This window comes from Corynebacterium marinum DSM 44953 (assembly GCF_000835165.1).
Classification (GTDB): Bacteria; Actinomycetota; Actinomycetes; order Mycobacteriales; family Mycobacteriaceae; genus Corynebacterium; species Corynebacterium marinum.
In genome coordinates this window covers 1859000-1880196 of the sequence record NZ_CP007790.1, presented here as the reverse complement: position 1 = coordinate 1880196, position 21197 = coordinate 1859000, and the positions used below count along the sequence as shown (strand labels likewise).

The following is a 21197-nucleotide window of genomic DNA, read 5'->3' as shown; positions in this document are numbered from 1 at the left end:
AGGCCTGTCCGGGAAGGACGGCGCCCCGTCACCGGGATCAGTGACGGGGCGCAGACCAGCTCGGGGAGCAGATGACGCTACTTGCTGGAGCCGGTGAACTTGCCGACGAGCTCCTTGAAGTCGATCTTGCTGGAGAGCTCAATCGAAGAAACCGGGGCCGTCTCGGCCGGGCGCTCCTCCGCGAAATTGATGGTGAAAAGGTAGCTGTTCCAGTTGGAGGTACGGACGTGGACGGTGTACTCGCCGTACTCCTGGACGGTGCCGGTCTGCTCTTCGGGTGCCGCCGGGGCGGTGATCTCCAGGACGGGCAGACCGTCCTCGTTGACGCTCCGCTTCACGTCCCACTGGGCGCTGGTGTGGCCCGGCGCAGTCTCGATGTAGGCGTTGCGGATCTCGATGCCCTCGCCGACGGAGTCGGCCGTCAGGGTGAGGGTCTCGCCGGGGAGAATGTAGGAGCCGTCATGGGACTCAAAAGAGATCTCCTTCAGGCCCTCCTTGATTTCTTCCTCGGTGACGGGCTCGGTGCCCGGCTCGGCGGCGATGGCCTGCGGAGCGGAAAATGCTGCGAAGGAAATGGCGATAGCGGCGATACCGGCGGTGAGTTTACGGGTCTTCATGGAGAACCTTTCTGAATCTGCGGCCCGGATATCCGGGTTGAAAAAGCGTTCCACCTGCGGGCTGCCATTTGGCAGCCCGGATTGGCAACACTTTCCATCATAACCATTTTAGGGAGTGATGTGGAAAAAGTCGGACATTAATGACGATGCTGCAGGCGCCGACGGACACGCTTTCACCATTACTGCCAGCCGGTGGAGATACACGGAATCTGCATCCTGGCGATTTCTCCGATGGAGGGGGAACGGGCTCAAGAAAGGTCCCCTTTCTGCTCAATCCCGGCTCTAATCCTCCGCATCCGGAATCTCACAGAACGACTCGTAGTGGTCGTCGGAGTAGTACCAGACCTCCGGGTCCTCCTCCGTGCCGCCGCCCACTACGATGCGCTTGGCGCCGCGGTGGTTCAGGCCCGGGGTGTCCACGGTGTAGCTGCGGTAGTAGGAGTTGCGCTCGTCGGGCAGGACGTCCTCGTAGTTGCCGAAGTGCCCGCCGTCCTCGCCCGGGTAGACGTAGGGGCCGCCGGAGAGGATGTCCTCGATGACCGGGTCCGCCTCACCGGGCAGGGTGTCCACGGGGCAGACCTCCAGCCCGGAGGCACCCACCTCATCCGACGAGCCCGAAACAAACCCCGAAACCTCCGAAGACCCCGCCCCGGAGGCCCCGGAGGCCCCGGAGGCCCCGGAATCACCCGCACCTCCCGAACCCCCACCCGTCAGATCCACCCCAACCCAACCACCAATTCCCACCAGCAAAGCGGCAGCGAGCACAGCGAACACGGACTTCTTCTTCGGGGCAGCCATGCCTGACATCATCCCAAACAAGCACCCTGAACGCGCATTTGACCCCGCAGGTACCCTGAATTCATGGCTAAGGGACGTATTCCGGATTCTGACGTTCAGGCAATCCGTGAGCGCGCGCCGATCGAAGAGATCGTCGGCGAGTACGTCCAGCTCAAGCCGGGCGGGCATGACTCGCTCAAGGGGCTGAGCCCCTTCAAGGATGAGCGCACCCCGTCCTTCCACGTGCGCCCGAACCGCGGTTACTTCCACTGCTTCTCCTCCGGCAAGGGCGGGGACGTGTTCACGTTCCTCATGGAGATGGAGCACATCTCCTTCCCGGAAGCCGTCGAGTCCGTCGCGCAGACCATCGGCTACACCATCAACTACCAGGGCGGCACCACGGGCGCGCGCGACGAGAAGCCCGGCACCCGCAAGCGGCTCATCGACGCCAACAAGGCGGCGCATCAGTTCTACCGGGAGCAGCTGGAGACCCCGCAGGCCCAGACCGCGCGGGAGTTCCTGCTGGACCGTGGTTTCTCGCAGGAGCACATCTACGCCTTCGAGTGCGGCTACGCCCCGGAGGGCTGGGACACGCTGACCAAGCACCTGCTGCGCAAGGGCTTCGACTTCAAGGAGCTCGAGGCCGCCGGCCTGTCCACCATGGGTCGCCGCGGTCCGATCGACCGCTTCCACCGCCGCCTGCTGTGGCCGATCAAGGACCTCTCGGGCAACGTCATCGGCTTCGGCGCGCGCAAGCTTTTCGACGACGACAAGCTCGGCAAATACATGAACACCCCCGATACCATGCTGTACCACAAGTCCAAGGTGCTCTTCGGCCTGGATGTGGCCAAGAAGCACGTCGCCGCCGGGCATCAGGCGGTGGTGGTGGAGGGCTACACCGACGTCATGGCCATGCACGCCGCCGGGGTGACCACCGCGGTCGCGTCCTGCGGCACGGCCTTCGGCGAGGAGCACCTGCAGATCCTGCGCCGCCTCATGCTGGATGACAACTACTTCCGCGGCGAGCTCATCTACACCTTCGACGGCGACGAGGCCGGCCAGAAGGCCGCTATGCGTGCTTTCGAGGGTGACCAGAAGTTCACCGGCCAGTCCTTCGTCGCCGTGGCCCCCGAGGGCATGGACCCCTGCGATCTGCGCCTGCAGCGTGGCGACGCCGCCGTGCGCGACCTCATCGCCGACCGCATCCCCATGTTCCAGTTCGTCATCGAGTCCATGCTCGCCGAGCACAACCTCGACACCGTCGAGGGGCGCCTGCAGGCTTTGCGACGCACCGTCCCCGTCGTCGCCGGCATCAAAGACCCGGTCCTGCAGGGCGAGTACGCCCGCCAGCTCGCCGGCTGGGTGGGCTGGGCGAACACCGAGGAGGTCCTCCAGCAGGTGCGTGCAGAGGCCCGGCGCCCCAAGCAGGAGCCGAAACGCCGCGCCGTCCGTTTCGACAAGACCGATTCCGCCCCCGTGCAGGCCCCGTCCTTCGACATGCCCAACCCGCGCGACCCCTACCTGTGGCCGCAGCGCGAATCCCTCAAGCTCGCCCTGCAGTACCCGGAGCTGGCCGGCAGCTACTTCGACGGCCTGGGACCGGACGCCTTCACCCACGCTGGATATCGGGCCGTGCGCGAGGCCATCCGCGGCGTCGGTGGCCTGGCGGTCGCGCACAGCGGCGTGGACTGGATCGCCACTGTGGCGGGGGAGATGACCGACCTGCTGGGCCGCAACCTCGTCTCCGAGCTGGCGGTGGAGGAGATCCCCGTGGAGATGACCCACCTGCCCGCCTATGCCGATTCGGTGCTCTCCCGCCTGCAGGAGGCCGAGGTGGGCAACCAGATCGCCCAGCTGAAGAGCCAGCTGCAGCGCATGCGCCCCTCGGATGACGAGCAGGCCTACAACACCCTGTTCGCGGACCTGGTGGCGCTTGAGCAGGCCCGCAGGGAGCTCAACGACCGCGCTTTCCGGGGGATCCCGGCGGAATAAGAGCCTGTGCCGCGCAGGACTCTTCCCCCGAAACGGGGGGAGGGGTGAAGCGGCATACTGCCGGAATGATTAATACGGTAAACATTCTTCTTTTCAACCAGCTTGGCACCGCTATCACAACGGTTTTGATGTGTTCACCAGCGGTGGAGCATCCGCGCGACTGCTTTTCGATGGGCGTGTGCCCCGAAAGAACTCGGAGCCCCGCCTCTAAAGGAATGATCTAATCGCAAGTGGCGGCGGTGCTCGCCGCGAAAGGGCAGTTCAAAGGGGGCATGTCCCCGAATGGAAACCCTTTAAATGTCGCAGGGTTGAGGCTTTATTGTTAGTCTCCCTAAGGCTACGATCCCATAACAAGAAAGACTTAAATAGCATGGAACTACGCGAGTATCTCTCAATCCTCCGCAAGAGTTGGGTACTCGTCGTAGTATTTGCCATTCTTGGGCTCGGGGCGGGAGCGGGTGCGTCTCTCCTGGCGACCCCCGAGTACCAGTCCCGTACGCAGCTCTATGTCTCCGTGCGATCTGACGGCGGCACGAGCAGCGAGCTGGTGCAGGGAGCAAACTACTCCCGCCAGATCGTCAACAGCTATGTGGCCGTGGTCAAGACCGGCGTGGTGCTGGATCCGGTGGTCGAGCAGCTGCAGCTGGATATGACGGGAGCCGAGCTGGCCTCGTACGTGAGTGCTGCCTCTCCTGCGGATTCCGCACTCATTAACATCACTGCCACCAGCCCCTCAGCAGAGCAGGCGGCCCAGATCGCCGACGCGGTGGGGGAGAGCTTCCAGGAGGTCGTCCGCACCCAGCTTGAGCCGGAGACGGAGAATGGCGCGAGTCCGGTCAGCCTGACGACCACACAAAATGCCCTTGTGCCCGGCTCACCGGTGAGTCCGAACGTCCTCATCAACCTGGCGCTGGGTCTCCTGGTTGGTCTCGCCGTGGGCTACGGGATCGCTATTCTCCGGACCGTGCTGGATCGACGGATCCACTCCGCGCAGGACATTGAACAGATCACGGATAAGCCGCTTCTGGGGCGCATCATTGATGATCCGAATGTGGAAAAGAATCGGATCATTGTCAATTCACAGCCGCATAGCCCCCGGGCTGAGTCCTTCCGTGCGCTTCGCACTAACCTCCAGTTCCTCAACGTCGGTTCGAAGGGGCGGGTCTTCGTTGTCACCTCTCCCAGCCCCAGCGAGGGTAAAACCACCACGTCCCTGAACCTGGCGTATGCACTTGCGCAGGCGGGATCACGGGTGGCGGTCGTGGAGGGCGACCTTCGGCTCCCGAAATTCTCGGATTACCTGGGTATCGAAGGCGGTGCGGGTCTGACCGATGTCCTCATCGGCCGAGCTGATCTCGAGGATGTTCTCCAGCGCTGGGGGCAGGACCAGTTCTTCGTCCTTCCGGCCGGCCGGATCCCCCCGAACCCTAGTGAGCTCCTGGGTTCCGCAGAGATGGGGAAGACCCTGGAGGCTCTTCGCGAGCAGTTCGACTACGTGATCGTGGATGCACCCCCTGTTCTTGCGGTGACGGATGCGACGGTGCTGGGAAAGATGACTGCTGGTCTTCTGGTGGTCGTTGCAGCCGATGCCACCACGAAGCAGGAGCTGGAGGACGCACTAGGGTCCCTGGAAACTACCGGGACCGATGTGCTCGGGCTGGTCGCAACCATGGTGCCTTCCAAGGGGTCCGACTCCTACAGCTATGGCGGGTACGGCTACGGTGGCGGCGCTCCTGCTACCCCGGTCGATGCGACGCCGGCACCCGTTCATCCGCAGGCGGTCTCCGCCGAGCAGGCGAGGGGCGCAGGTGCGAAATAGTTTTTCCATACTGACCGTCTGCACCGGGAACGTCTGTCGATCACCTCTGGCCGAGCGGCTCCTGGAGGGCATGCTGCGGGAGTTGCCGGAGGTCAACGTCAGTTCAGCCGGCATCGAAGCCTTGGTAGGTGAGTCGATGCTCGCGGCTACCCGGGAAATCGCCTTTTCTTATGGGGTCGAGAACACCGAAACTCATCGTGCACGGCAGGTGACTGAGGAACTTCTGGAATCCGCGGATCTAATTCTTGCGATGACTCGCGATCAGCGTCGTGTCGTTGTGGAACTGAGCCCCCGCGTCACGCGTCGTGTGTTCACCATCCGTGAATTCGCCCGGCTTGCGGAGGTTACCACCGACGAAGTACTTGCCTCGGAAATCGACCCGGCTGAGAAATCTCCCGTGGGCAGGCTGCGTGCCGCCGTTAGAGCGGTAACCGCCAGCCGCAGTATCCTCCCGCCATTGACCGATCCGGCCGCGGATGACGTGATTGATCCTTTTCAACGTGAAGTGGAAGTCCATGAAGCTTCTGCGCAACAACTTGTGCCCGCGGTTGACGCAGTGGTGTCCCTGCTGAGGCGGTCTGTGGAAGGTGCTCTCTAATGTCTAGATCTCCAAAAAAGGCTCGACGAGCCAGGAGGTTCCCCCTCTGGGGTGCGGTGGCTGTTATCGCGATACTTAGCGCGGCAGCGCTCGCCCTCTCCTACGTGGCTTTGACGGGTGTTGGTTCAAACGACCACCCCGGACTCCCGGTCAGATCCGAGATCCCAACCGCAGAAGAGGCGGCAGCGCCGCCTACCCAAGCGGAGCCGGAAGTTGCTGAGGATCAGACTGCAAGTTCCACTTCACAGCGCATGCTGGCGATGGTAGGCAGCACGGCCATGCGGGCAGCCAGCGGAACATGTGAGACGCCGGGAACCGCGGAGATTTCCGTTGACGCAGGACAGAACTGGAGCGAGTCAGCTTCACTCGCGGGAGCTGGGGCGACCCAGATCCTGCGTGTACTGCCCACAGATCCTTCCCTGGTTCAGGTGGTGGCTTTGGACGCCAACTGCGATCCGCAGGTCTACCGCTCTACCGATCTCGGCACTACCTGGGAAGGCCCGTTGTCAGTCGTGGGCACCTGGTACTTCGATCCATCCACTCCCACACAGGTGGGAGCTCCTGACGGGCCTCGATCCCTGCCGTGTGAAGGTGCCGAGCTTGCGGCAGCGGGAGATCGCGCGGCAGTGCGGTGTGCCGGCGGCTCCGTGGTCACCACCATCGATCGTGGTATCACCTGGTCCGAGGCCGCGGGAGTAACTGATGCTTTGGCGATCAACTACTCTCCTGATTCCTACGTAGTGGCACAGAAGGGGGGTCAAGCATGTGAGGGCGTGCGTCTCACGACTCTCGGCGGTGCCACTTCGCCGGTGCTGGACGGATGTTTCGAGACCACTCTCACCGCTGATGCAAGTAACCCAGAAAATACCGCAATCGCTCAATCAGGTACGTCCACCCTGCTCTGGGTGGAGGATGACGTGGTCATCTCAACAGACGGGGGAAGAATGTGGCTCTGATTCCCAGACTCCAGTTAAGTGAAGGATTGTCCATGAAACTCCCGGTGGGGCGGCTCCTCTACGTCATCGACGTCCTCATCTGGATGCTGGCCATGCTCGTGGCGGCAGTCCTGAGGTATGAGTTCGACTTCAACGAGATCAGCTGGAACGCATACGTGGGCTTCGTTGCTGGGGCTGCTGGGCTCCAGCTGGTATTCGGGCTGATCTTTCACCTGTACCGCAAGGGAATGCGTTTCCGCGCCGGAGGTTTCGAGGACACTCTTGCTGTGTCCCTTGCCGCAGGAGTAGTGGGCAGTATCCTCTGGATCGTCTCCCTAGTCTTCGGTGGCGCGTGGGAGATCTCCCGTGGGGTCATGCTCATTGCGACTCCGGGCGCACTAATCCTGATGCTGGGAGTCCGCTTCGCTGCGCGCCTCATTGTCAGAAACTCCCGCAAGCCCGGTCCCGGTTCTTCGCCTGCATTGATCCTCGGCGGAGGCTACGTGGGGACCAACCTCATCCGGTGGATGATGTCTGACCCGTCCTCGCCTTTCCGCCCGGTTGGGATGATTGATGATGATCCGAACCTGCACAAGAGACGAATCCACGACGTCCCAGTTGTTGGAACGTTCGCCGACATCGAGTGCGCAGCGGAGCGTACTGGTGCAGAGGTCCTCATCGTTGCCATCAGCGCAGCCGACTCTGTTCTCCTGCGTCGGGTGCAGGATGTCGCTGACAGAAGTGGACTCTCTGTCAAGGTCATGCCTCCGATCGGACATGTGGTCGCCAACGGCGTCCACGTAGGAGACCTCCGGGACCTCTCAATCGAGGATCTGCTGGGCAGACAGCCGGTGGAGACCAATGTCTCCGAGATCGCCCAGTACTTAACAGGTAAGCGAGTCCTGGTGACGGGGGCCGGTGGGTCCATCGGAGCACAGCTATGCACCGAGATCGCGAAGTATGGTCCCGCTGAGCTCATCATGCTGGATAGGGACGAGACAGGACTGCAGCAGGCGCTCATCAACGTTCATGGCAACGGACTTCTCGACACGGACGCAGTCGTCCTTGCGGACATCCGTGAACCTGAGAACCTGAAGCAGATTTTCCTGGACCGTCGACCGGAGGTGGTTTTCCACGCGGCCGCCCTGAAGCACCTGCCGATGCTCGAGCAATACCCGAATGAGGCGTGGAAGACCAATGTTCTCGGTACGCTCAATGTCTTAAAGGCGGCACAAGCCGCCAGCGTAGAGACCTTCATCAATATCTCCACCGATAAGGCAGCAAACCCCACCAGTGTTCTCGGCCATTCGAAACGAGTAGCAGAGAAGCTCACAGGGTGGTTCGGTAAGACAACCTGTAAGAACTATCTTTCCGTTCGCTTCGGTAACGTCATCGGTAGCCGGGGATCGATGCTTCCCACATTTATTCGTCTCATTGAAGAGGACAAACCCCTCACCGTGACCCACCCGGATGCCACCCGCTACTTCATGACTATTCCGGAGGCCTGCCAATTGGTTCTGCAAGCCGGCGGCATTGGTCGAGCTGGAGAGGTGCTCATCCTGGACATGGGGGAACCGGTCAGCATCCTTGAGGTTGCCCAGCGGATGATCGCGATGTCAGGTAAGAACATTGAGGTCGTATTCACGGGACTCCGGGAAGGTGAGAAACTGCACGAGGAACTTGTGGGGGTAGGGGAAAAGGAAGACCGCCCCTTCCACCCCAAGATCTCACACGCTGCCGCGAATATTCTCGCTCCAGAAAACCTGGATAAAGAAGGTTTCATGAGTCGGCTCGGCAAACTGGAACACGCAGAAAAGGAAGCCATGCGATGACTAATGACAAGATCTATCTTTCTTCCCCGGATGTGACAAATCTGGAGGAAGAAGCACTGGTACGCGCTATTCGTTCTGGATGGATCGCACCCCTTGGCCCTGAGGTAGATGCATTTGAAGCCGAATTGGCTGAGTATTGTGGACGTTCCCGAGCAGTAGCATTGTCCTCAGGAACTGCGGCTCTCCACCTCGGTCTGTTGACTCTAGGGGTTGGGCCGGGGGACCTGGTGCTCACCTCGTCCCTCACCTTCGCTGCCACAGCCAATGCTATTGTCTACACGGGCGCGGAGCCGGTTTTCGTAGACGCCGACGAGAGCGGCAACATGAACCCAGACCTGCTGGAGAAAGCCTTCAGGACTCTGCAGAGCGAAGGCCGGGCCGTAAAAGCAGTGGTGCCGGTTGACTTGCTGGGCAAAGTCGCGGATCACGAACGTATAAATGAGATAGCCTCTCGTTACGGCGCAGTCGTGCTTTCCGACGCAGCAGAATCTCTAGGCGCAATACGGAACGGCAAGTCTGCAGGCGCATTCGGCATCGCTACTGCAGTTTCCTTCAATGGAAACAAAATCATGACGACTTCGGGCGGCGGTGCGCTGCTGACCGACGACGACAACTTAGCAGATCATGTTCGTTATCTCGCGACTCAGGCTCGCCAACCGGTAGTCCATTATGAACACACAGAAATCGGCTACAACTACCGTATGTCGAATATCCTAGCCGCGCTAGGCCGTGCCCAGCTCTCCCGTCTCGACGACATGATTGAACGACGTCGATGTCACCGGGTGCGTTACCGTGAACTATTCAGCAATATCTCCGGTGTACGCATATTCGGAGAACCCTCCGGTGTCGATGGAGGGATGACGCGAGACAATTTCTGGTTAACATCGATTGTAATCGATCCATCCATAGCTCCTTTTACCGCTGCAGAGTTAAGGGCTGCTTTGACCAGTGCCGACATCGAATCCCGACCCTTGTGGAAGCCAATGCATTTACAGCCTATATATGCAAAAAATCGCGTATTTACCGATGGGGTCGGTGAGGCATTGTTTCATACGGGTTTATCACTTCCGAGCGGATCAGTTCTCACCAAGGAACAGATCGATTATCTGTCTACTAATGTTTCGCAGTTCTTGGAGGCTTCCCATGTCCGCTGACCACAGTCGATTTGATATCGCTAAGCGGGTGTTTGATGTTGCCGCAAGCGGAGGAAGTCTTATCATGACTGCACCACTGCAGATTGGGGTAGCAGCGGTAGTATTGGCGACTCATGGAAGACCTGTTCTTTTTCGCCAAAAGCGTCCCGGTAAAGACGGGAAAATTTTCGAGCTCATCAAATTCCGGACGATGCACGCGTCCGACGATAAAAAAATAACCGACGAAGAAAGATTGACACCGGTAGGGCGGTTTCTGCGATCGACTAGTCTCGATGAGTTACCCACCCTCTGGAATGTGTTCAAAGGAGATATGAGCCTGGTTGGCCCACGGCCATTGTTAGTGGATTACCTGGAGCACTATTCATCAAAGCAAGCTCGTCGACACGAAGTGCGTCCCGGTGTGACAGGGTTAGCTCAAGTTCGTGGCCGTAACAAAATCTCATGGGAGGAGCGTTTCCGCTACGACATTGAATATGTCGATCAACGAAGTTTTCTCCTCGATTTAAGAATTCTGTTTCAAACCGTACGAGCGGTTGCGCAGCGAGAAGGCATCAGTCAGGATGGCCACGCCACCATGACTCCGTTCAATGGTTCATAACGAATGAAGAAGTTAATGCTACAAGATGAGCATATAGTAGTGATCGGCGCATCGGGGTTCGGGAGAGAGAGTTTAGACGTACTCCGGGCAATGAAAGAAGACGGAGCGGCTATTGAAATCTCAGGGGTAATCGACGATGCCCCGTCAGCGTCCAACCTGGGAAGGCTTAAGGACCTAAACGTTCCCTATTTAGGAACCTTGGACCACTGGTTAGCAGGGCCCTCGACCAATACAAAATTTGTATTAGGAATCGGCAGCCCATCAGTAAAGCGGAAAATCGCTCGAAAACTCGAAAAGGAAGGTTTCACGCCCTATACTGCTATACACCCTAGTGCAGAAATCGGCAGCAACCCTAGCCTAGGACCAGGCGCTGTCGTATGCGCAGGCGCAGTAGTTTCTACAAACGTCCGATTCGGTAAATATGTACACATTAACCCACATGCAACCATCGGTCATGATGCTACGTTGGAGGATTTTGTCTCTGTTAATCCTGCAGCTGTGATCTCGGGAGAAGTAAGAATCCACGACGAGGTGCTAGTCGGTGCGGGGGCAATTATTCTACAGCAGCTCACCGTAGAACGAGGCGTAGTCGTGGGAGCCGCTGCCCTAGTAACGAAGAACGTACCGCCTGACGTTATTGTAAAGGGAGTCCCAGGGGTTTGGAATGCCTAAAGAAAAGAACTCGTCTAAACCTAGCCTCGTAGTAGGGGTAACGGTGGGTGTGAGCGCGCTCTCCCTCTTGCGCGGCCAGCTTAAGTGGTTTGAACAGAATGGCTGGAACGTTATTCTAGTTTCAACTCCGGATTTACAAGCACTGCAAGCCGCTAAAAGGGAAAATGTCACCTTGGCTGGTGTGCCGATGGATCGCAGCATAGCGCCAATAAAAGACATAAGGGCTCTAATTCAGTGGATCAAGATATTGCAGAAGTACCGACCTGATGCGGTAAATGTGGGGACTCCTAAGGCAGCACTTTTGGGGACTATAGCAGCTTGGTTGCTCAGAATACCTAAGCGAGTTTATCTCGTAAGAGGTCTTCGAGTAGAAGGCACCAGCGGGGTCCTTCGGTGGACATTGTCAACGATGGAGCGCATTACAATGTATTGCGCTACCGACGTTGTGTTCGTGAGCAAGTCGTTGGCGGCAGAGGCCGCCAAAAGAAAACTCCTCGCTCGAAAAAAGTCATGGACGGTCGGGGCTGGCAGTAGCAACGGAGTCGATTCAGAAGCAATCGAGTCCCGACTCGCTTCCATCGATCGGAATGAACTCCGATCAGAACTTGGGTTCAAATCCACCGACTTAGTGGTCGGATTCGTTGGTCGCATTAGTTCCGATAAAGGAGTAAAAACCCTTCTCGATGCACTGCAAGATTCGAAACTAGAAGAGAATATCCATGGGTTACTGATCGGCGCAGTTGAGGACGAATCTCTCGCCAAAGAAGCAGATGGACTCGGTTCCAGATGTAAACGCATTCCCTGGACAGACGACGTATGGGGTTATTTACCGGCTATGGATATCCTCTGTCTTCCTACTTTGCGAGAAGGGTTTCCTAATGTGGTTCTCGAAGCTAGCGCAGCAGGAGTGCCTGTGATTACTACACGTGCAACCGGGGCCGTGGATTCAGTGGTCCCAGAAAAAACCGGATATTTGATCGACATTGGAGATTCTGAAGAGTTAGTGCGGCGTTTAAACGCCCTGAATGCGGATAGAAGTAGATTGCAGCAAATGGGTAACGCAGCGAGAAAGCGTACAGTCGAAGAGTTTCATCCTGAAAGAATCTGGGAGGGGTTCGCTGAAATCATCGCTGGAAAAGAAAACCCCAGTAGGGCCGACAGGGTATGCCTCTAGAGCCTAATAAGACGCCCTATGAAGTTTCTTCACCAGGGTCTTTAAAACTATAGGTAGCTCAGTAAGAAGCTGTGTGAAAAAGAATTAGAGTGTGTCGAGTCATCATCAGAAGCGACGGGCTTGATTATATTTCTCCGCAACTCTACACGTTCTAACTGCGATGCCCCAGGCTGGCCTCTAGCAACCGGAGTTTTTCAGAGTGCTGCGCCTCCTTAGAAAGAAATAGTGACGTTACCCGGACGAGAGAACAATCGAGAAAGGTCGGGCGAGTAGATGGTAGCGATTGAAGCGACACCGGCACCCACAAAAGTGCTACATGTGATTGGACGTCTTGTCCCCGGAGGCGTAGAGATGCGTACTCTTGAGCTGATCGAACAAAGTACGGATAAAAACGTTCAGCATTACATATGCGTTAGTTCCGGTCGAAAAGGCACTTTGGATGACAGGTACTTAAATGCCGGAGCCTCGGTGGAGTATCTCAAGCTGAAAAGTATACTTTTTCCATTTAAATTTTACGTTTTCCTGAAAAATAACTCTCTCGACGTGGTGCATTCCAACTTAATGTATGTCTCGGGATTGGTGCTGCTGATAGCTAAATTGGCTCGCATACCGGTTCGAATTTCACAATTTCAGTCGGACGGCGTACCCGATCATCGATTGAGCATTATCCAAAAAGCAAAAAGGCTCCTGTTGAAGGAACTTATTGGGTTCTCGTCAACGAAGATTGTTGGGTTAACGCCAGAGAACCTAATCGTTGCGTGGACTTCCAAGTGGAAAAGTGACCCCCGATGCGAGGTAGTTCCCAACGGCGTGGATAGTGAAAATATAGAAATCACCAGTCCCACCCCCTTTGGCCGGTACAAAGATACTACCGTTATCATTCACGTCGGAAGGGGTGATCTTCCCACTAAAAATCGTGCTAAAGCGATTTCCGTTTTCTCTACATATTTTAGAAATTATAACGACAATAGCATACTCGTATTCGTAGGTCGTGATGGAAAAGATGCATCGCAGGCGCGTGCAAATCGCTCGAAGCTCGACCTTCAGATAGAGGAATTGGGCATTTCGAAGAATGTACTCTTTTTGGGAGAGAGATCGGATGTTCGGAATCTTCTGTTAGCTTCGGACGTTTTCCTTTTTACATCTACGCTCGAGGGGCTCCCCGGCGTAGTTCTCGAAGCCTTGGCCTCTGGTCTGCCAATCTTGTCGACCGATCTTCCTGGCGTGAAGTTCCTTAAAGAGTATTTTCCCGAGATTCGATTGATTGATTCGACTCGTCCGGATGATGAATGGTGTAAAATCCTCCAGAAATTCGACCGAAAGCTGGAGAAACGGGATCGTCTAGAGGCAGTACAAAAGTTCCGGGAGAGTCCTTTTGAACTGTCCAAGGCCGTCGAACGATATCTTGATCTCTGGAGAAAGTGAAAGTCGTGATAGTCGACAAACATACGAAAAAACCTTACACCCAAAAAGGTGTAGAAGGCGAAGGTATAAGGAGACAGTTCGCGTTTGCTCTATTTCTCCTTCATATTGTCTTACTCATAGTTTTTAGCTCTGGCTCCTTGTTCGAAGGTGCAGATCTCCAAGACGTGTCGCGCGTCGCGATCCTCACCGCCACTCTCTTGTACCTTGCCATCAGCTTTTTATATCGAGAAAGATTTTGGTCGGTTCCTTCGCTGACCTTCCTGATTCTGGCACTGTTCCATTTAGGGCTTTTCGTAACTCCGGCGATAAACGGGCAACTTCCCACTTTCGTAGTTGACGTGGGAGGAAGCGGAACTTGGTTTTACAGTGACGCTACAATTATTGCTGTCCGGTACGTGTTGCTAGGCTTAGTCGCCTATTCCGCTGGTTTAACTTTAGTCTTCTCCCTTGGCGTGACAGCCACGGTGTCAGGTGAAGATAACGTTTCTGGTTCTCAGGATTCCGTTTACCGAAACAATCTTGCCCTTGTTGGATTTGTTGTTCTTACCGTCTCAACGTTGACATGGCTGGTTATATCAGTATACAGCGGTGGCCCATTTTTCTTCCTTCGGAGTTACGGCAGCTACCTCGCATTCACTAATGATAGTGCTCTCCTGAACTATACCTATATTGGTATTTCCTACGGGTTGCTGCTTAGTATGTTTACTCGGAACCATAGGGTTTTTGCCTTCTCAATCGGGATTTTCGCCGTTTTTGGCGTCTGCTCTCTACTTCTAGGCATGAGAGATAATGTCCTGATTCCCGCCGTGGCGGCCGCTGCGATGTGGGCTAAGTTCAGAGGCGTGCGAAATAGTTGGATATTCGTTTTCGGGCTAATAGGAGTTTTGTCGATCGTAAGTTTGGTTCGCCAGTTGAGGAAAACCGGCCTGGGGGAATTCGATTTCACTGGCGCCATACTCTCTCCCATTTCTGCGGTTGAAGAGATGGGTTTCTCACTGCGCGTTTTACATACTACTATTTCGTGGCACGAAATTAGAAATGAGCCGTTTTACGGTGGCGTCACCTATATGGCGCCTTTTTTGCGTTTTGTCGAGGGGATTCTGGGTTTTAATCGTCTTGAGGGACAACCGGACTATCGTTTGATGAATATTGAAATTGGCGAGCGCGTGGGCCAGATTGGTGGTTCGATAATTGGAGAGGCGCACCATAATTTTGGATTCTTGGGAATTATGTGTGTGTTGTTGGCTGTCGGAGTGTTAATTGGATTTCTAACCTTGAAGGCGAGAACTGCGCTTGTGCTGGCGTTGCTAGGTGTCATTACCGTTCTATTCCTAATGCACGTGAGAAATTCTTTTGCTCCTATTCCTTTTTGGTTCGGAGTGGGAATTCTTTTTGTGGGAATCGCGAAGTTGTTATCTGAAAGGCAAATGAAGCGTGCTGAAATTCTCTAAGTCTTTTGCTGCTCGAGAGTCTTTGGGGGCCATATCCTGGAATTTTGTAGGTATGGCTTTCAGCCTTTTCACTGGCGTTATCACCGCGAGAATTTTAGCTCCCGATGACCGGGGCTTGCTGGCTCTTTTTTTAATAATCTCTTCATTGTCATATTTGCTAGCTGCGGTTGGAACCAATACTGCAATTAGAACTTTTCAGCCGAGGGAATCGTGGGCTAGTTTCTGTAGTTACTTCCAGTTAAGTGCGGTACTACTGGCGGTCAATGTTCTCATTAGCATCTCTATTGTTTTTATCTTTTCTTTGGTTAGCGCCTCTAACCTCGGGCAATATTGGTGGATTATTTCTCTATTAGCTTTCTTTACCTTTATTAGTAGCCAGTTGTTAGATGTATTGAACGCAGTGGGAATGGTTAGCTATTCTGCTTTCGCTAATATTTCCGGCCATTTTTCCACTATGTCGGTTCTGGTGTTCTTTTTTATCGGTACTGCGGACGCGGGGTTGGCTAACGTGGCGTTTGCTTATATTTTCGGTTTTATGGCTCGGATCGTGGTCATTCTGACCCTGATCCGTAAAGCCGCCATTTCCCCAGGCCGGGGCTCGTCTTATGGCCGGAGATCTTTGCTAAAGAAGGGAGTTGGTTTTTGGGGGGTCGGGCTGGGACAAACTCTAACTTTTCGTGCCGATCAGCTGCTCCTTGGTTTGCTTTCCACTCCTTCTCAGGTCGGGCTCTATGCTGTAGCCTCCACGCCGGCTTCGTTGATGCAAGTCGTTTCTAACTCCATCGGTCAAGTTGCTTTTCGTCAAGCTGCAGTCGGGAAACTGACTGTACGAGGCCTTGCAAGGTTCCTCGGTGCGAGTAGCCTTGTAACGTTTTTCTACGTAAGTGTTTTATGGATTTTAGCTCCGTGGGTAGTGCCCTTTGTTTTTGGCCCGGACTATGCTGAATCGGCGAACATCGTTCGTATTCTTCTTATTTCAGAACTGTTTTTAGGTCCGTACCTTGTATTGGTTCGGGTTCTGGCAGGCTTAAACCAACCCAGATGGTCGAGCGCCTCGGGGTTTGTAGGCTTGGGAGTAATGATTCCATCGCTGGTATATTTAGTACCTTTGTACGGAGCCTATGGTGCAGCGATTAGCACGATTATGGGTTTTGGAGGGATGTTTGTGTTTACTGCTGTAGGTGCTTTGATTGCTTTTCGTGGACAAAACCTGAGTGAAACTCTTTAGCCGGGATGTTCACAAGACTTATTATTATGAAGACATTGTCGGTGACGAGGTTAGGCCTACCCGGCGTTAGGCGGTGTTACGAAAGTCGTTTCAGTCAGTACCGGATCACCGCCAGCTGAACCGTGGCCTCGAAGTGCACCGCTAGTTTGTCGAACCGCGTGGCACACTCGCGGTGCTGTTTGATCCGGTTGATGCCCCGCTCCACCGCATTACGCCGCCGGTAGGCCACGGTGTCGAAGGCAGGGGGTCGGCGACGGGCTGACCCCCGGTGTCGGCGGTGGGCGAGCTGGTCCTTCGGCTGGGAAATCGTCGCCTTGATGCCCCTTGACCTCAGATAATTTCGGTTGGCGCGTGAGGAATACGCCTTGTCCGCCAGCACCCGGTCGGGTCGACGCCGCGGCCGGCCACGCCGGGCGGAAGGAACCCGGATCTTCTCGATCACCGGCACCATCTGCGGACCATCACCGGCTTGACCTGGGGTGATGAGAAACGACATCACCCCGCAATCCGCGTCGATACCCACATGGATCTCCGTCGACCACCCGCCCCGGGGGCGGCCGAAACCATGAGTGGTCAACCGGATCTTCGAGTCCGCGGCCGTCGACGAGCAGGGCCTGAACGCCGCACATGCGGTGCTGCGGTTGACGCGGCGGTATTCCGCCGAGCGGGTCGAGGACGCCTGCCGGATTGCCCTGGCCGGGCATGTCCGGTCCCCGCGCTATGTGCACCTGCACCCGATCCTGGTCACCGGGCAGGATCAGGCCACCCGGCAGCGCCCACCGCGGGAGGAACCGGTCGAGGAAGGCGGCTTTGTCCGCGGTGCCGACTACTACGCAGGAGGAAACCAGTGAGCGGGATCGACATGGAAACCACACGCAAGCTGCGTGACATGGGCGCGACCGCCCTGCTGGAGGCCATCGATGCCGAAGACGAGCTCCTGGGGATGGGGTTCGAGGAACGGCTCCGTCTGATCGTCGATGAGGCGTATGCCACCTTCACCCACGGCAAGGTCGACGGGTTGATCCGCCGGGCCGGCCTGCGCTACCCCGCGGCTGATCTGCGCCGACTGGACCTGGTCGAGCAACGCGGCTTGGACGCAGGCGTCATCGCCGCGCTTGCGACCTGTGGGTTCATCGAACGGCACCAGAACGTCGTGTTCCAGGGATTCACCGGGTCAGGGAAATCCTATCTGGGGTGCGCGCTGGCCAAACAGGCCTGCCAGCACCGGTATCGGGCGCACTACATCCGGATGCCGGATCTGGAGGAAGCCTGGGCCACAGCACGGGACAAACCCCAGGGGACGACGAAGTTCCTCAAGAAGTATGTTCCGAACGTGCATTTTGAAGCAGCGTGGTGACGATAGTGAAGCGCCGGGGTGAGCATCGTGAAGCGGTGCTCACCCCGGTGCTCGATCCTCACTTCGGTGTCCGGCGGGTTACCTGACCATGGTCGGTGAGAGTCTCATGTTCGGCCCGTCCAGGCTGATGATCTCCGCCCCACCGACAAGACGGTTGAGCAGGGACTCAGCGACGACCTTGTCCGCCATGGAGGTGTACCACTCCTCCGGGTTGAACTGGGAGGTCACCAACGTCGATCCCCGGCCTTCCCGCGCGGACAGGATATTGAACAGCATGTTCGCGGTGTCCGGGCTGATCGGGGTGGTGAGGAAATCATCCAGGACCAGCAGATCCGTGGTGGTGATCTGAGTGACGAACTGCAGACGCTTCGGATCGTGATAATCCATCACCGCCAGCTGCGCGGCCAGGTCATCGGTACGGAAGAACCGGGCGGTGTAGTCACGCCGGCACGCCGCATTGAGCAGCGCCAGGGCGAGGTAGGTCTTGCCTACGGAGGACTTGCCCAGGATGATGACGTTGCTGGCCTTGGCCACCCATTGACAGCTGCCCAGCCGTGTCGTTAACTCACGGCTGAGGTTGCGATCTGGTCGGTAGTCGATGTCTTCTACGCAGGCATCGGGGTGTGGTGATCTGGATGCCTTGAGTAGTTTCTCAACACGACGCTCCGCCCGGGCCGTGACCTCTTTGTCCAACGCGAACGCGATCTTCTGGGAGAAGGTCCACTCGTCATAGTCGGCGTTGTTGGCGATATCGATGACCGTCTGACCGAAGGCGGTCATCCGGAGTTTGGTGAAGGTGTCCAGCCACGTGTCATCCAGGTGGAGGTTGGGGTCCATCACTTCGATTCCTCCTTGTGGTCGCTGGTGTCTGTTCCGGTGAGGGCTTCCAGGCTGAACTGGCCGGCCCCGCCGAGTAGCCCACCGCGGTCACCGTGCCAGTGCGGTGGCGACGTAGAACGTGCATGAGCCCGCGGCGTAGGGGTGGTCGCCGGTCGTGTCGCCTGGTCGCTACGGACCGCGGCCATCATGTTCTTCACCGCGGTGTACGAGATCGCCCGACGACGGGTGGCATCGCCGACCAGTCGGAGGCAGGCCGCCTCGAGGATGGGCTTGTTGTCGCCTTTGCCCATGGCGAGGATGTTGCGGGCCGGCAGATACGCCTGAGCGACAATCGGTCGCGACGCCAGGAGATCAGCGATCGCCGTCCTCGTGTTCGGACCCACCCGGGAAGCCTGGGTGAGGAAATACTGCGAGGACCACAGATTGTTCGGATTCTCCATCCCCGGTGGGCAGTGGACCACATCGGTGACATACGCCCCGCGTTGCGTGCCCACCGTGTGCGTGGCGATGGTGGCGCCAGCGGCGAAGACCTCCAGCTGATCGCCGCGGATACGCACGTCCACGGTGTCGCCGACATGCTGGTAGGGAACGGAGTAGTGCACGGTGGCGATCGTGATGTGCCAGTCCGGGCTCACCTTGGATTTCTTCCACACCGTCGGCAGGAAAGGCTCATCAGGCAGTGCCGCCAACAGATCGGCTTCGGCTTCCTGGAAGATCTGGCGGCGGGAGACAGGCTGCTCCCTAAACGGAGTGCGGTCGTTGATCGCCTCGACAGCTGCCCGCAGGGCCGTGTTGAGGTCATCAAGGTTGCTGAACTCCCGGTCCGCGAGTCGGCGGATCGCCCAGTTGGTGACGACCTTGACCCCGGATTCCACATTGCCCTTGTCCTTGGGGCGCACCGGCCGGGTGGGAAGCGCGGCGGTGTTGTAGTGGGTAAGGAACTCCTCATAAGCGGTGTTGACCCTGCGTGCCTTGTCCCCGGTGCGGATGGCATTCGACGCGGTGGAGGCATTATCCGGCACGATGACCTCAGCCACGCCCCGGAAGTACTCGAAGGCGTGGCGGTGGGCGGCCAGCCAGTTCGGCTGGCGTTCATCAACACACCCGTAGGCAAAGACCATGCCGGAGTACGGCAAGGTCGCGACGAACACGCTGATGCTGGTGGCCCGGCGGGTGACGGAGTCGATGATGCGTATCTTGGTGACGGCCCAGTCGACCTGCATCGTATGGCCCGGGATGTGCTGGATCCGAGCGGTGAGCCCGCGGGCCTGGACTTCCTGGCCCACCAGCTGACGGAAGCGTTCATAGCTGTAGTGACGAAGGCCCTCTGGCGCGGGCAGGGTGAGGTAGTCGGCCCACAGGACATTCAGGGGTGTCTTCTTGCGTCCGGTCCGGGCAGCGATCACCGTGTCCATGTCGATGGGGACGAATTCCCCGGCCACGGTCATCCGCCCGTCGCCGACCAGGGCGGCAAGGTCGTCGTCAGGCAATCCCTCGAGTTGGGCGTGGGTGGTGATGTGGTGGTGATCGAGGGCTTTTCCGGCTTTGGCGATGGTAGCGTGCGCGGCACCGCAGCGAGCCTGAATTGTTCGGTAGGAACTGCCCGCGAGGAGCAGTTGCATGATCAACCGGTAGTTGGTCACGGTTGAAGGTCCTTTCAGGTTCCCACACGACCGGGTTGTCGTGTGGCATCTGAAAGTCTGGGGGCTACCGGCCCTGAGCGCTTCACGAAGCTCACCATCGTGCTTCACGATGGTTACCACGGCGCTTCAAACTATCCGTTCCTAACAAGAAGTACGCCGCGTTCACGGTCCTGGTGATCGACGAGTGGCTGCTGGATCATCCGGATGAGGCCATGCGCAGCATGCTGCTGGAACTGCTCGAGCGTCGTTACGACTCCGCGTCGACGGTGTTTTGCACCCAGTATGCGAAAAAGGATTGGCATCAGAGGCTCGGATCCGGGGTGCACGCCGATGCGATCATGGACCGGATCGTGCACAACCCCATCTGGGTCGACACCGGCACCCACAACATGCGGGAGCACGTCACGATGAACCAATAGGAACGAACCCCCAGCGCCGGCCGGTGGCCCCCATCCCTACGGCTGCCGGCCCCCGCAGGCACTATCGCTGGCCCCCAACCACACGATCGAGTGGCCTTCACACCTACGAATATTCAGGTGGTCAGCAGCGCGGTCATGAGTTTGTTATAGGTCACCGCGTCCGGGCCCTGGGGGATGAATCGCACTCTGGGCCCAGTTTTCGGTTTGACCAGGCCCTTGTTGTAGTCCTGTGCGGTGCTGATGTTGATGTTGCAGGCGACGGCGGCGTCTGTGCAGCTGAGGGCGGATTGACGCAGGAGCAGGTACCTCACCCGGCGGGTGGTGGTGGCATCCCCACGCGGTACTTTCCTCGGGTGGTGGACACCGGCATCGGTCGCCGCATGGAAGACAACGCTGGTGCTGACACCGCACCGGTCGGCGGCGTGGCTGAGGGAACTACCTGTGGTAACCATGGTCACGGCTCGGGCCAGTGCCTGCTGATCGGTCCGGCGTTGGTGTCCGAAGCCGAGGGTGTGGGCGTAGTTGAGTGCGTGACCGTAGTTGAGCCCCAGCTCACTGGCCGCATGGAGCACACTGGCACCGCTGCGTAGCTGGTCGGTCAGGACCTGTTTATCCGTATCGGAAAGTGAGTGGAAGGGACCGTGGGTGGTCATGGGGTTGCTCCCT

The 21197-nt window shown here is 57.6% G+C and carries 18 protein-coding genes and 2 pseudogenes; 14 read left to right on the top strand and 6 right to left on the bottom strand.

Translation table 11 applies throughout. The features are described from left to right. Positions 1-77: 77 nt before the first annotated feature. Both B840_RS08910 and B840_RS14060 read right to left on the bottom strand, forming a co-directional pair. Complete coding sequence (locus tag B840_RS08910) at positions 78-617, bottom strand: hypothetical protein (protein ID WP_042621856.1); 540 nt, start codon at positions 615-617, stop codon at positions 78-80. Between the two features lie 282 nt (positions 618-899). Then, positions 900-1415, bottom strand: a complete 516-nt coding sequence (locus tag B840_RS14060; RefSeq protein WP_425304731.1) for a ribonuclease domain-containing protein — start codon at positions 1413-1415, stop codon at positions 900-902. Between the two features lie 63 nt (positions 1416-1478). Here B840_RS14060 and dnaG point away from each other — a divergent pair, with 63 nt between their 5' ends. The 11 genes from dnaG (at position 1479) to B840_RS13150 (ending at position 16272) form a co-directional block, all read left to right on the top strand. Further along, the gene (gene dnaG, locus B840_RS08900; protein WP_042621855.1) at positions 1479-3386 is read left to right on the top strand and encodes a DNA primase; all 1908 of its coding nucleotides are present in this window, start codon (positions 1479-1481) and stop codon (positions 3384-3386) included. Between the two features lie 370 nt (positions 3387-3756). Then, positions 3757-5205 carry a tyrosine-protein kinase domain-containing protein gene (locus B840_RS08895; RefSeq protein WP_042621854.1) on the top strand — a complete coding sequence of 483 codons (1449 nt, stop codon included), beginning with the start codon at positions 3757-3759 and terminating at the stop codon, positions 5203-5205. Beyond that, a complete protein-coding gene (locus tag B840_RS08890) occupies positions 5135-5803 on the top strand; it encodes an arsenate reductase/protein-tyrosine-phosphatase family protein (RefSeq protein WP_229676657.1) in 669 nt (222 codons plus the stop codon). The genes B840_RS08895 and B840_RS08890 overlap by 71 nt, the downstream gene beginning before the upstream one ends. Before the next feature lie 988 nt (positions 5804-6791). After that, on the top strand, positions 6792-8570 hold the full coding sequence (locus tag B840_RS08885) for a polysaccharide biosynthesis protein (RefSeq protein WP_042621852.1): 1779 nt from the start codon (positions 6792-6794) through the stop codon (positions 8568-8570). Continuing rightward, positions 8567-9724, top strand: coding sequence for a DegT/DnrJ/EryC1/StrS family aminotransferase (locus B840_RS08880; RefSeq protein WP_042621851.1), 1158 nt, complete (start codon positions 8567-8569; stop codon positions 9722-9724). The genes B840_RS08885 and B840_RS08880 overlap by 4 nt, the downstream gene beginning before the upstream one ends. After that, positions 9714-10322 (top strand): sugar transferase, encoded by a 609-nt coding sequence (locus tag B840_RS08875; protein WP_042621850.1) that lies wholly within the window; start codon positions 9714-9716, stop codon positions 10320-10322. The genes B840_RS08880 and B840_RS08875 overlap by 11 nt, the downstream gene beginning before the upstream one ends. A gap of 3 nt (positions 10323-10325) precedes the next feature. Then, positions 10326-10994: an acetyltransferase gene (locus B840_RS08870; RefSeq protein WP_188656960.1), complete on the top strand. Its 669-nt coding sequence runs from the start codon at positions 10326-10328 to the stop codon at positions 10992-10994. 49 nt (positions 10995-11043) lie between these two features. After that, complete coding sequence (locus B840_RS08865) at positions 11044-12168, top strand: glycosyltransferase family 4 protein (protein ID WP_229676658.1); 1125 nt, start codon at positions 11044-11046, stop codon at positions 12166-12168. 273 nt (positions 12169-12441) lie between these two features. Continuing rightward, positions 12442-13593, top strand: a complete 1152-nt coding sequence (locus tag B840_RS13160; protein WP_084602921.1) for a glycosyltransferase — start codon at positions 12442-12444, stop codon at positions 13591-13593. 5 nt (positions 13594-13598) lie between these two features. Next, complete coding sequence (gene wzy / locus B840_RS13155) at positions 13599-15044, top strand: O-antigen polysaccharide polymerase Wzy (protein ID WP_169745273.1); 1446 nt, start codon at positions 13599-13601, stop codon at positions 15042-15044. Beyond that, positions 15028-16272 carry an oligosaccharide flippase family protein gene (locus tag B840_RS13150; RefSeq protein WP_156971883.1) on the top strand — a complete coding sequence of 415 codons (1245 nt, stop codon included), beginning with the start codon at positions 15028-15030 and terminating at the stop codon, positions 16270-16272. Before wzy ends, B840_RS13150 begins: the two co-directional genes overlap by 17 nt. Before the next feature lie 94 nt (positions 16273-16366). Here the strand turns inward: B840_RS13150 and B840_RS08860 are convergent, their stop codons facing one another. Continuing rightward, positions 16367-16849: an IS5 family transposase gene (locus B840_RS08860; RefSeq protein WP_229676659.1), complete on the bottom strand. Its 483-nt coding sequence runs from the start codon at positions 16847-16849 to the stop codon at positions 16367-16369. On the opposite strand from B840_RS08860, the gene B840_RS08855 reads away from it, so the two are divergent. Both B840_RS08855 and B840_RS08850 read left to right on the top strand, forming a co-directional pair. Further along, complete coding sequence (locus B840_RS08855; protein WP_042621847.1) at positions 16842-17123, top strand: hypothetical protein; 282 nt, start codon at positions 16842-16844, stop codon at positions 17121-17123. The two genes, B840_RS08860 and B840_RS08855, sit on opposite strands and share 8 nt — an antisense overlap. After that, positions 17120-17596, top strand: a pseudogene (locus tag B840_RS08850) (ATP-binding protein); the annotation flags it as partial. The gene B840_RS08855 and the pseudogene B840_RS08850, both read left to right, overlap by 4 nt. 111 nt (positions 17597-17707) lie before the next feature. On the opposite strand, the gene B840_RS08845 reads toward B840_RS08850, so the two are convergent. Then, positions 17708-18466 carry an ATP-binding protein gene (locus tag B840_RS08845; RefSeq protein WP_084602913.1) on the bottom strand — a complete coding sequence of 253 codons (759 nt, stop codon included), beginning with the start codon at positions 18464-18466 and terminating at the stop codon, positions 17708-17710. Beyond that, positions 18466-20112, bottom strand: coding sequence for an IS21 family transposase (gene istA, locus B840_RS08840; protein WP_042621845.1), 1647 nt, complete (start codon positions 20110-20112; stop codon positions 18466-18468). The genes B840_RS08845 and istA overlap by 1 nt, the downstream gene beginning before the upstream one ends. A gap of 146 nt (positions 20113-20258) precedes the next feature. Between istA and B840_RS08835 the strand changes: the two are divergent. Beyond that, a pseudogene (locus tag B840_RS08835) lies at positions 20259-20531 on the top strand (ATP-binding protein); the annotation flags it as partial. A 113-nt stretch (positions 20532-20644) separates the two neighbouring features. On the opposite strand, the gene B840_RS08830 reads toward B840_RS08835, so the two are convergent. Next, on the bottom strand, positions 20645-21184 hold the full coding sequence (locus tag B840_RS08830; RefSeq protein ID WP_052491148.1) for a hypothetical protein: 540 nt from the start codon (positions 21182-21184) through the stop codon (positions 20645-20647). Positions 21185-21197 lie beyond the last annotated feature (13 nt).

Bases quoted from the DNA above. Each gene is read 5' to 3' on its own strand.
- B840_RS13160 (WP_084602921.1), top strand. From the start codon at position 12,442: ATGGTAGCGATTGAAGCGACACCGGCACCCACAAAAGTGCTACATGTG.
- B840_RS08890 (WP_229676657.1), top strand. From the start codon at position 5,135: ATGCGACGCCGGCACCCGTTCATCCGCAGGCGGTCTCCGCCGAGCAGG.
- B840_RS08875 (WP_042621850.1), top strand. From the start codon at position 9,714: ATGTCCGCTGACCACAGTCGATTTGATATCGCTAAGCGGGTGTTTGAT.
- B840_RS08870 (WP_188656960.1), top strand. From the start codon at position 10,326: ATGAAGAAGTTAATGCTACAAGATGAGCATATAGTAGTGATCGGCGCA.
- B840_RS08885 (WP_042621852.1), top strand. From the start codon at position 6,792: ATGAAACTCCCGGTGGGGCGGCTCCTCTACGTCATCGACGTCCTCATC.
- B840_RS08895 (WP_042621854.1), top strand. From the start codon at position 3,757: ATGGAACTACGCGAGTATCTCTCAATCCTCCGCAAGAGTTGGGTACTC.
- B840_RS08830 (WP_052491148.1), bottom strand. From the start codon at position 21,184: ATGACCACCCACGGTCCCTTCCACTCACTTTCCGATACGGATAAACAG.
- B840_RS08845 (WP_084602913.1), bottom strand. From the start codon at position 18,466: ATGGACCCCAACCTCCACCTGGATGACACGTGGCTGGACACCTTCACC.
- B840_RS14060 (WP_425304731.1), bottom strand. From the start codon at position 1,415: ATGGCTGCCCCGAAGAAGAAGTCCGTGTTCGCTGTGCTCGCTGCCGCT.
- B840_RS08910 (WP_042621856.1), bottom strand. From the start codon at position 617: ATGAAGACCCGTAAACTCACCGCCGGTATCGCCGCTATCGCCATTTCC.
- dnaG (WP_042621855.1), top strand. From the start codon at position 1,479: ATGGCTAAGGGACGTATTCCGGATTCTGACGTTCAGGCAATCCGTGAG.
- B840_RS08880 (WP_042621851.1), top strand. From the start codon at position 8,567: ATGACTAATGACAAGATCTATCTTTCTTCCCCGGATGTGACAAATCTG.